Origin of the sequence: Oceanobacter sp. 4_MG-2023 (genome assembly GCF_030689165.1) — a bacterium.
Classification (GTDB): domain Bacteria; phylum Pseudomonadota; class Gammaproteobacteria; order Pseudomonadales; family Oceanobacteraceae; genus Oceanobacter.
Map to the genome: position 1 here is coordinate 1 of NZ_JAUYVV010000076.1, position 738 is coordinate 738.

Here is a 738-nt window from a genome sequence, read left to right on the forward strand (position 1 = left end):
AAAGCGGGGCCTGGTCTGCAAACACACGCGCAGCAACTGCAACCTCTGGTGGCCAGTGGGCTACCTCGAAGAGCTGAAAACAATCCACGGAATCGAAGGAGAATACGCATGACCATTCAATACAACAACAACCCGAATAAACAGTGCATCTCCGCAGGAAAGTGGCTGGAGATCGAGCCGTGTTACGTCAACTTTGATGACGGCTGCGATGTCGTCCAGGTCAGTGTGAATGAAGACCAGATGGATGTTGATGTTGATCGAATTCCACAACTGATCGACGCACTGAAAATGGCGCATCAGCTAGCAACCAGCTCAGAGCCACAGGAGGCGACCAATGTTTGATATGAATGGCCTTGCCAAAGACTTCATCGCAGATCTGATCGACATCATTAATGCCAAGACCAAAGCAGGTGAAGAGCCTGAAATTAATCTGGTTTTTTTGGTGGCGTATTTGTATTCCGTTTCGACGAAGTAGCAACCGAAAAAGAAATGGCCAAGTCCCGGAGCAAAACATGACTAATCCATCTCAACGCGGTGCAGCGCTTGCCAAGCTGCACATTGCCAAAAAAGATCTCGGCATAACCGACGATGCCTACCGCCAGCTGCTGGCTCGTCACGGCGCACCTGCACCGGATCATAGCGCCCGAGATATGCAAATCGCCCAGATCGACGCGGTACTCAAAGAGCTGGTCGGCAAGGGCTGGCAACCCAAGCGCCGGAAAAAATCCGGCGACAAAC

Annotated in this window: 3 protein-coding genes; all 3 read left to right on the plus strand. The window is 51.6% G+C overall.

Going from position 1 to position 738, the window contains the following annotated elements; all coding sequences use genetic code 11:
• Window positions 1-108: 108 nt before the first annotated feature.
• Entirely contained in the window at window positions 109-342 is a 234-nt protein-coding gene (locus Q8W24_RS16815; RefSeq protein WP_305476051.1) for a hypothetical protein, read from the plus strand.
• Entirely contained in the window at window positions 335-475 is a 141-nt protein-coding gene (locus Q8W24_RS16820) for a hypothetical protein (RefSeq protein ID WP_305476052.1), read from the plus strand. Before Q8W24_RS16815 ends, Q8W24_RS16820 begins: the two co-directional genes overlap by 8 nt.
• A gap of 37 nt (window positions 476-512) precedes the next feature.
• A partial coding sequence (locus Q8W24_RS16825) for a phage protein GemA/Gp16 family protein (RefSeq protein WP_305476054.1) occupies window positions 513-738 on the plus strand: 226 nt, incomplete at its 3' end.

Bases quoted from the DNA above. Each gene is read 5' to 3' on its own strand.
- Q8W24_RS16820 (WP_305476052.1), top strand. From the start codon at position 335: ATGTTTGATATGAATGGCCTTGCCAAAGACTTCATCGCAGATCTGATC.
- Q8W24_RS16815 (WP_305476051.1), top strand. From the start codon at position 109: ATGACCATTCAATACAACAACAACCCGAATAAACAGTGCATCTCCGCA.